Annotated in this window: 9 protein-coding genes; 8 read left to right on the forward strand and 1 reads right to left on the reverse strand. The window is 43.8% G+C overall.

Annotated features, from left to right (window positions below):
• Nucleotides 1-198: 198 nt before the first annotated feature.
• The 6 genes from vsple_RS07165 (at nucleotide 199) to vsple_RS07190 (ending at nucleotide 5,823) form a co-directional block, all read left to right on the forward strand.
• Nucleotides 199-1,227, forward strand: a complete 1,029-nt coding sequence (locus vsple_RS07165) for an amino acid ABC transporter substrate-binding protein (RefSeq protein ID WP_261881556.1) — start codon at nucleotides 199-201, stop codon at nucleotides 1,225-1,227.
• A 149-nt stretch (nucleotides 1,228-1,376) separates the two neighbouring features.
• A complete protein-coding gene (locus vsple_RS07170; protein WP_261881557.1) occupies nucleotides 1,377-2,582 on the forward strand; it encodes an amino acid ABC transporter permease in 1,206 nt (401 codons plus the stop codon).
• Between the two features lies 1 nt (nucleotide 2,583).
• Nucleotides 2,584-3,681, forward strand: coding sequence for an amino acid ABC transporter permease (locus vsple_RS07175; protein ID WP_261881558.1), 1,098 nt, complete (start codon nucleotides 2,584-2,586; stop codon nucleotides 3,679-3,681).
• A gap of 22 nt (nucleotides 3,682-3,703) precedes the next feature.
• On the forward strand, nucleotides 3,704-4,468 hold the full coding sequence (locus vsple_RS07180; RefSeq protein ID WP_032549136.1) for an amino acid ABC transporter ATP-binding protein: 765 nt from the start codon (nucleotides 3,704-3,706) through the stop codon (nucleotides 4,466-4,468).
• Between the two features lie 222 nt (nucleotides 4,469-4,690).
• Complete coding sequence (locus vsple_RS07185) at nucleotides 4,691-5,356, forward strand: Bax inhibitor-1/YccA family protein (RefSeq protein ID WP_150872326.1); 666 nt, start codon at nucleotides 4,691-4,693, stop codon at nucleotides 5,354-5,356.
• Between the two features lie 137 nt (nucleotides 5,357-5,493).
• Nucleotides 5,494-5,823 (forward strand): TusE/DsrC/DsvC family sulfur relay protein, encoded by a 330-nt coding sequence (locus vsple_RS07190; RefSeq protein WP_255230682.1) that lies wholly within the window; start codon nucleotides 5,494-5,496, stop codon nucleotides 5,821-5,823.
• Between the two features lie 51 nt (nucleotides 5,824-5,874).
• Here vsple_RS07190 and yccX read toward each other — a convergent pair whose 3' ends face one another.
• Nucleotides 5,875-6,162: an acylphosphatase gene (yccX, locus tag vsple_RS07195; RefSeq protein WP_255230681.1), complete on the reverse strand. Its 288-nt coding sequence runs from the start codon at nucleotides 6,160-6,162 to the stop codon at nucleotides 5,875-5,877.
• Between the two features lie 88 nt (nucleotides 6,163-6,250).
• Here yccX and vsple_RS07200 point away from each other — a divergent pair, with 88 nt between their 5' ends.
• Both vsple_RS07200 and vsple_RS07205 read left to right on the forward strand, forming a co-directional pair.
• Nucleotides 6,251-7,654, forward strand: coding sequence for a methyl-accepting chemotaxis protein (locus vsple_RS07200; protein ID WP_261881559.1), 1,404 nt, complete (start codon nucleotides 6,251-6,253; stop codon nucleotides 7,652-7,654).
• Nucleotides 7,655-7,782: 128 nt separating this feature from the next.
• The gene (locus vsple_RS07205) at nucleotides 7,783-8,976 is read left to right on the forward strand and encodes a class I SAM-dependent methyltransferase (protein ID WP_261881560.1); all 1,194 of its coding nucleotides are present in this window, start codon (nucleotides 7,783-7,785) and stop codon (nucleotides 8,974-8,976) included.
• The last annotated feature ends 94 nt before the right edge of the window (nucleotides 8,977-9,070 follow it).

Consider the following 9,070-nt stretch of genomic DNA (forward strand, 5'->3'; position numbering starts at 1 on the left):
ATTATACATTTGAGAAACTGCAAATCCTTTCCTAACCTTATAAACAGTTGTTCAAATCGCACACAATGTTATTTGCAAAATGCAAATCATGATTTGAGCAGCCACGCTTAAAGGTAACAAAAACAAGCAACACAGCAAGCACAACACAAATCGAGCACGTGTATCAGGTGTCACCTGGTTTAACAAGGAAGGATACAAATGACAAATAAACTAACACTTCTTGCTTCAGTAGTAGCTGCATCAACTGCAATGATGGCAACATCTGCATCAGCGGCAGAAAGCACTCTGGACAAAGTCACATCTCAAGGCTTTCTAACTTGTGGTGTAAGTACAGGTCTTCCAGGGTTCTCTAACCCTAACTCAAAAGGTGAATGGGAAGGAATTGATGTTGAGTATTGTCAAGCTCTTGCAGCGGCTGTACTCGGTGATAAGACTAAAGTTAAATACGTACCTCTAACGGCTAAAGAGCGTTTTACGGCTCTACAATCGGGTGAGATCGATGTTCTGTCACGTAACACGACATGGACGCTGCACCGTGATACGGCACTTGGTCTGAACTTCGTAGGCGTTAACTACTACGATGGTCAAGGCTTTATGGTTAAGAAAGATCTTGGCCTAACGAGTGCTAAAGAACTAGACGGCGCATCTGTATGTGTTCAGTCTGGTACAACAACAGAGCTTAACCTTGCTGACTACTTCCGTAACAACGGTATGTCTTACAAGCCAGTGGTATTTGATACGGCTGCGCAAACTTCTAAAGGTTTCGATGCAGGTCGTTGTGACGTTCTTACAACAGACCAATCTGGTCTTTACGCACTTCGTCTAAACCTAGCCGATCCTAATTCTGCTGAAGTACTTCCAGAGATCATCTCTAAAGAACCTCTAGGTCCAGTAGTTCGTCAAGATGACGACAAATGGTTCAACGTTGCTAAATGGACACTGTCTGCAATGGTCAACGCAGAAGAGTACGGCATTACATCTAAAAATGCAGACGAAATGCTGAAATCTAAAGATCCAAACATCAAGCGTATCCTTGGCGTTGATGGTCCTAAAGGTAAAGGCCTAGGTATCCGTGATGACTGGGGCTACCAAGTTATCAAGCAAGTGGGTAACTATGGTGAGAGTTTCGAGCGTACTGTAGGTACAGGTTCTCCTCTTCAGATCTCTCGTGGTGTAAACGCGCTATGGAATGCGGGCGGCTTTATGTACGCTCCACCAATCCGTTAATAGCCACTACGTGATTACTTTACACAGCGGCTTCTGACCAATCCTACATATAGTTGATTGACCTAAAGTCGCTGAATTTACAACTGAGTAACACGAAATTAGGGCGGATTTCCGCCCTAACTGTTAAATGGATTTGAGGTTATTGCAGTATGAAACCTAATAACACTTCTATTCCTTCCCAGGAAAAGCCCCAAGCGAAAAGCGCAAACCTTCTTTATAACCCAACTTTCAGATCGGTCGTCTTTCAGATCATCGCTCTTGGTGCTCTCGCCGCTTTCTTCCATACCATTGTCAGCAATGCGTTGACGAACTTGGATGCACGCGGCATCGCTACCGGTTTCGATTTTCTTAGCCAAGAAGCTGGCTTTGGCATTGGTTTAACACTCGTCGAATATGACGAAACCTTCTCTTATGGTCGAACGTTCATCGTTGGCCTACTTAATACCGCACTCGTTTCTGTTCTAGGTATCATTCTAGCGACAGTTCTTGGTTTTACTATGGGTGTTGCACGTCTATCGTCAAACTGGCTAGTTAGCCGACTTGCTGCGGTTTATATCGAAATTTTCCGTAATGTTCCTCTTTTACTCCAAATTTTCTTTTGGTACTTCGCTGTTCTACAAGCGCTACCATCTGCTCGCCAAAGCTTAAGTCTTGGTGAAGCTATCTTCCTTAATGTTCGAGGTCTTTACTTCCCTGCGCCTATTTTTGAGGCAGGAAGTAGTATCGTTATTGCCGCTTTCATCGCGGGCATCGTTGCAACCATCATCATTAATATTTGGGCTAAGAATAAACAGCGCTTAACCGGTCAACAGACACCTATGGGTCGTATTGCTCTTGGTTTAATTGTTGTTCTACCAATCGTTGTTTACTTCATCATGGGTATGCCAATTTCAGCTGAATATCCTGCGCTTAAAGGTTTTAACTTTAAAGGCGGTATTAGCATTATTCCAGAACTTGCAGCTCTTATGCTTGCCCTAAGTATCTATACGGCGTCATTTATTGCTGAGATCGTTCGTTCAGGTATTAACGCGGTAAGTCATGGCCAAACTGAAGCAGCAATGTCTCTAGGTTTACCACGTTCTCGTACTTTGAAGCTGGTTATCATTCCGCAAGCGTTGAGAATTATTATCCCTCCGCTAACAAGCCAATACTTAAACCTAACTAAAAACTCATCATTAGCAATGGCGATTGGTTATCCCGATTTGGTTTCTGTATTCGCAGGTACAACGCTGAACCAAACAGGGCAAGCGATTGAGATTATCGCGATGACGATGGCCGTTTACCTTACATTGAGCTTATTAACCTCTGCGTTAATGAATATCTATAACCGTAAAGTTGCATTGGTGGAGAGATAAAATGAGCACACATCAATTTCAGCCTGATTTACCACCTCCAGCGAATACGGTCGGTGTTGTAGGTTGGCTTCGAAAAAACCTATTTAACGGTCCTATGAATAGTGTGGTAACTGTAATTCTAGGTTATTTCGCATTCTCGTTAATTTGGACAGTTTTTGACTGGGGTATCCTAAACGCAGACTGGGTAGGGACGACACGTGACGCTTGTACTAGCGATGGTGCGTGCTGGGTATTCATCAGTGTACGTTGGGAGCAGTTTATGTACGGCTTCTATCCTGAAGCTGAACTGTGGCGCCCTCGCCTATTCTACTTTACGCTTGCTGTCTTCGTTGGCTTATTAGCCTATGAAGGAACTCCGAAGCGTACGTGGATCTGGCTATTTTTCGTTAATATCTACCCATTCATCATCGCAGGTCTCTTGTATGGCGGTGTATTTGGTCTTGAGGTTGTAGAGACACACAAATGGGGCGGATTACTCGTTACACTAATCATCGCACTCGTTGGTATTGTGGTGTCACTTCCTATCGGTGTCGCACTTGCACTTGGGCGACGCTCGGAAATGCCGATTATTCGCAGCATCTGTACTGTATATATCGAAATCTGGCGTGGTGTACCTCTGATTACGGTTCTGTTCATGGCATCTGTAATGCTTCCACTGTTCTTGTCTGCGGGTTCAGAAACAGACAAACTGCTTCGTGCACTAGTCGGCGTGGTGCTGTTCAGTGCAGCTTACATGGCAGAGGTTATTCGTGGTGGCTTACAAGCGATTCCTAAAGGTCAATATGAGGCCGCAGATGCGCTTGGCTTAACTTACTGGAAGAAAATGGGACTTATCATTCTTCCTCAAGCTCTAAAGATTACGATTCCATCTATCGTAAACACCTTTATCGGCCTGTTTAAAGATACCAGTCTAGTTCTCATCATAGGCATGTTCGATGTACTGGGTATCGGTCAAGCTGCTAATACCGACCCTGAGTGGTTAGGCTTTGCAACAGAAAGTTATGTATTTGTCGCGTTAGTGTTCTGGGTGTTCTGTTTTGGTATGTCGAGATACTCGATATGGCTAGAAAACAGACTTCACACCGGTCACAAACGATAGTTAAAGAGATCAAGGACGTATTATGACGCAACAACAAAACAACGAATCTCAAGAATTGATGATTGAACTGAAAGATATGAACAAGTGGTACGGAGAGTTCCACGTTCTTAAGAACATCAATCTAGAAGTTAAGAAAGGCGAGAAAATCGTAATCTGTGGCCCTTCTGGGTCGGGTAAATCAACGATGATTCGCTGTATCAACCGATTAGAAGAGCACCAAAAAGGACACATCTTTGTTTCAGGTAATGAGCTGACTGAAGATCTAAAAAACATTGAAGCCGTACGTAAAGACGTAGGCATGTGTTTTCAGCACTTCAACCTGTTCCCTCACCTTACGGTATTAGAAAACTGTACCCTAGCCCCAATTTGGGTAAAGAAAATGCCGAAGGAAGAAGCTGAAGCAATCGCAATGAAATACCTAGAACGTGTAAAAATACCAGAGCAAGCGGATAAGTTCCCAGGTCAGCTTTCTGGTGGTCAGCAGCAACGTGTAGCGATTGCACGCTCTCTATGTATGAACCCACAAGTCATGTTGTTCGATGAACCCACGTCAGCACTCGACCCAGAGATGGTTCGTGAGGTTCTAGACGTTATGGTTGAATTGGCGGAAGAAGGCATGACCATGCTTTGTGTAACGCACGAAATGGGCTTTGCGAAAGAGGTAGCCGACCGAGTGATCTTTATGGATGCCGGCGAAATCATCGAAGAAAACAATCCTGTCGACTTCTTCGAAAATCCGCAGTCCGATCGAACTCAAAACTTCTTGAGTCAGATTCTACACCATTAGAATCCTTATCTACCTAACAGGGCAGCTATTTTTGCTGCCCTTTTTACTTTATGAAGTAACACCCCATGAAGTAGTTAACATTATGTTACACCTTGAAAAATACTTAACTCTCTATTTTGATTATCATTTTAAGTAGACAAATTGAATGAAAGGCTTGATTTTTCGAACTTTCAGCCCCATAAATGTACTAACAACTATTGATATCACCTTACGAGGAAGATTATGAACAGCCCTATGTTTTCTCGCACAGCTTCTCAAGAGAGCGCTCTGCAAACCAATAAAGTGCTGCGTAACACCTACGCGCTACTTTCAATGACACTACTTTGGTCTGCTGTTGTGGCAGGCATTTCAATGGCGATGAACCTGCCTCGTCCTGGCCTAATCATCATGCTGGTTGGTTTCTATGGTCTACTTTTCCTAACAGAGAAGAACCGTGATAACAGCATGGGTCTCGTATTTACATTCCTATTCACTGGCTTCCTAGGCTACACCATCGGCCCTCTTCTTAACGCGTACATCGGTGCTGGCATGGGTGACGTGGTTCTGACTGCTCTTGGCGGTACTGCGCTATCATTTATGGCAGCTTCAGCTTATGCATTAACCACTAAGCGCGATCTATCCATGATGGGCGGCCTAATGCTGTCACTATTCGTAGTTCTAGTTGTTGGTATGATCGCAAGCTTTTTCATCCAATCAACAATTCTACACCTAGCGCTTAGCAGCCTATTTATTGTGTTCTCCACAATGGCTATCTTGATGACAACTCAAGGTATTATCCGTGGCGGCGAGACTAACTACATTTCAGCGACAGTGACGCTGTATGTATCTATCTACAACATCTTCATCAGCCTACTTAGCATTCTAGGTATTATGGGTAACGACGATTAATACTATCGTCAACTTATTAATTCTACAGAGCCCAAGATTCGTCTTGGGCTTTTTGTTTTCTATTCGTTATTATTTGTTGGGAAACATCGCTGAGTAATGTACCCTACGCAGCTGATTGGTATGAATCTGGATTAAACATGTTTGAATACAACGGAAAACAAATCGAAACCGACGCTCAAGGCTATCTTTTAGACCACACGCAATGGGAAGAAGGTATGATTGAGATCCTAGCCGATGACGAAGGTATTGAGCTTACTGAAGCCCACCTAGAAGTCATTCATTTCGTACGTGATTTCTATGAGGAGTTCAATACATCTCCTGCTGTCCGTATGCTTGTAAAAGCAATGGAAAAAGCTCATGGCCCTGAAAAAGGGAACAGTAAATACCTCTTTAAACTATTTAAAAAGGGGCCGGCAAAGCAAGCAACTAAGCTAGCGGGTCTGCCTAAACCAGCGAAATGCCTATAGAGCGTTTGGCTAACAATTCAAAGCAATTACGCTGAATAACAATTTCATGCTTTAAAGAACTTGAAAGTATCTGCTGTTGGTGTCATCAACCTTTGTGCCAGCAGCATCTTTCTCCACTACCCGTTCTACCCTCGCAGTGTCCGGACCTTGATAGAGCCAGATATGCAACTTTTCTATATTAGCACTGTTACCAACAGCGAGAACCTCTACGTCACCATTGTCTAGGTTCTTTGCATAGCCAGTTAGCCCTAAGTCCATTGCTCTTATTCGTGTTGAATATCTAAAGCCAACACATTGGACATGACCTGTTACCAGAAATATACGATGGGAACGATCCATAACATTGCCTCATAATTTACTTGAGTGATATAGTTGATAATTCTATTCATCCGCCCTAGCAGGGTGGAATTATTTGAGCATTATTAATATGAAAGAAATCCCCTTTCGCTGGATTGACAAATATCTTATCCATCTGAAAATCCAAGAGAAATTCTACCTTCTTTTTCTACTCCCTGTGCTGGCTCTTGTTATCTTAACTCTAGTCCTAGATAGCGCTGCGGACGCACTTTTGGTCCATCTTTATCAAGATGAATTGATGTTAATGAAAGGCCTTATTGAAGCAGGCCAACTGTCTCGTGACCAAGTAGCTCAGCTTGTCAGCCAATCAGACACCATCTCTTTGGGTTTTGGTGAAGGCGCGGTGTCTGTTATGAATGGCGCATTCAGTTTAGTAGCGACACACGACCAAAACCTATGGTCCTCACTTTCGACAACTCAAATCACTATCATCGGCATCACCCTCACTCTAATCGCTCTAGGTGTTTATTACATCATGACCTTTATTGGCGGTGCGATGTTCTCCGTGAATAAAGCACTCAATACACTCGCGGAAGGCGATCTAACGGGGCGTATGAACTACTTCTTAGTGCGCGATGAGTTCAGTGAAATTGCTATCACTATTGATAAGGTAGCAGAACGTGAGCAAAAGATGGTGCTTTCAATTCAAGAGTCTGTCGCTTTGATGCAGCAAATCAGCTCAGATCTAAACCAATCAACTCAGCAAAGCTCAAATATTTCAGGCGTTCAGCAAGAGCACCTAAACAGTCTTGCAAGCGCAACTGAAGAGATGGCTTCAACCATACGTGAAGTTGCTAACCTAGCACATGAATCAAGTTCTCAAACAATGGACGCTCATGGTGTCGCTGAAAACGGCCAGCACAAAGTGTCGAATACGCTTGCATCGATTTCTAACCTTTCTCAAGAGATTCAGTCTGCCTCACAAGCCGTTGAAGAGCTCGATGCAAACGCAGCACAAATTGATGAAGTGGTAACGACCATCAATGCAATTTCAGAGCAGACAAACCTGCTTGCATTGAACGCGGCGATTGAAGCGGCTCGTGCTGGAGAGCAAGGCCGTGGCTTTGCTGTCGTTGCAGACGAGGTTCGCGCCCTAGCTGGCCGTACGCAGCAAGCAACGGTTGAGATCCAAACCATGATTGAAGCGCTACAACGTAACAGCCAATCGCTTACCAAGTTAATGGAAGTCACTGTTATTAACGCGAACGAAGGTCAAACACTGATGTCTGAAGTTAACGTTGAAATTGGTTCATTAGCAGAAAAGAACCAATCTATTTCAGATAGTAGCACTCAAATAGCTACGGCTGCAGAAGAACAAGGCGTGGTTGCTGACAACATTGCACAGAGTGTTGAAGAGATTCGCAACCAGTCAAACAACATCTGCGACATGATTAGCAAGAGTAACGCGAACGTTGACCAACTTCGTCAACAAAGCGATTCAATGGAAGGTCTACTAACAGGCCTCAAAGCTTAAAGTAGTAATTCCGATGATTAGGGCCGCTTTTGTGGCCCTTTTTTGTATCTAACGTCTTTGGCGTTTGATTTTGCCTAACGCTTCCCTGACAATACACCTCCTTCGAATTCAAACAATCAGAGTAAACTATGACTCCATCGATTCAACTAGCAAAAGGCCGTGATAAATCGCTACGCCGCAAACACCCATGGGTATTCTCTCGTGGCATTGACAAAGTAACGGGTGAGCCACAACTCGGTGAAACGGTCGACGTTTTCGCAAGCAACGGTCAATGGCTAGCAAAAGCAGCCTACTCTCCTGCTTCCCAAATTCGAGCTCGTGTTTGGACGTTTGAAAAAGAAGATATCAATAAAGCATTCTTTGTTAAACGCATCAAAGACGCACAAATGCTTCGCGAAGAGATCATTGCTCGTGATGGTCTTACTGGCTACCGTTTAATCGCTGCTGAATCTGATGGTTTACCTGGTATCACTATCGACAAATATCAGAACTTCCTAGTATGCCAACTGCTAAGTGCTGGTGCGGAGTATCATAAGTCTGCTCTTGTAGAAGCTCTAGTGGAGTGTTTCCCTGACTGCAACGTATACGAGCGATCGGATGTTGCAGTACGTAAGAAAGAGGGACTAGAACAAACTGTCGGCGTTCTTCACGGTGAAGAGCCACCTAAATCTGTTGTCATCGAAGAGAACGGCGTAAAAATCAGCGTAAATATCGTTGAAGGCCACAAGACAGGTTTCTATCTAGACCAACGTGATAGCCGTAAAGAGTCAATGAAGTACGTAAAAGACAAAGAAGTCTTGAACTGCTTCTCTTACACTGGTGGCTTTGGTCTATACGCACTCAAAGGCGAAGCAAAGCGTGTTATCAATGCTGACGTTTCACAGCTTGCACTAGACACGGCTAAGCACAACGCAGAATTAAACGAATTCGATATTTCAAAAAGACGCGCGGTGTTCTTAAATGCAGACGTATTTAAGCTTCTTCGTGAATACCGTGACCAAGGCACCAAGTTCGATGTTGTGATCATGGACCCACCAAAGTTCGTTTCTAGTAAAAACAACCTAACATCAGGTGCGAACGGCTATAAAGATGTCAACATGCTAGCAATGCAGATTCTTAAACCGGGTGGCACGCTGCTTACTTATTCATGTTCCGGTCTAATGGGCACCGATCTGTTCCAAAAGATCATTGCCGATGCTGCAATCGATGCTGGTCGCACGGTTAAATTTGTCGAGCGTTTTGAGCAAGCTGCAGACCATCTGACAGACACAGCCTACCCTGAAGGTTTCTACCTAAAAGGTTTTGCGTGTAAGGTTCTTTAGTTCTTTAAACGTTACATATCTCGTTAAAGATTAAGAAGTAAAAAGGGTCACCATTTGATGACCCTTTTGTTATCTAATGAACTTCAGTGAACGG

The sequence above is a fragment of the Vibrio pelagius genome (assembly GCF_024347575.1).
Lineage (GTDB): Bacteria > Pseudomonadota > Gammaproteobacteria > Enterobacterales > Vibrionaceae > Vibrio > Vibrio pelagius.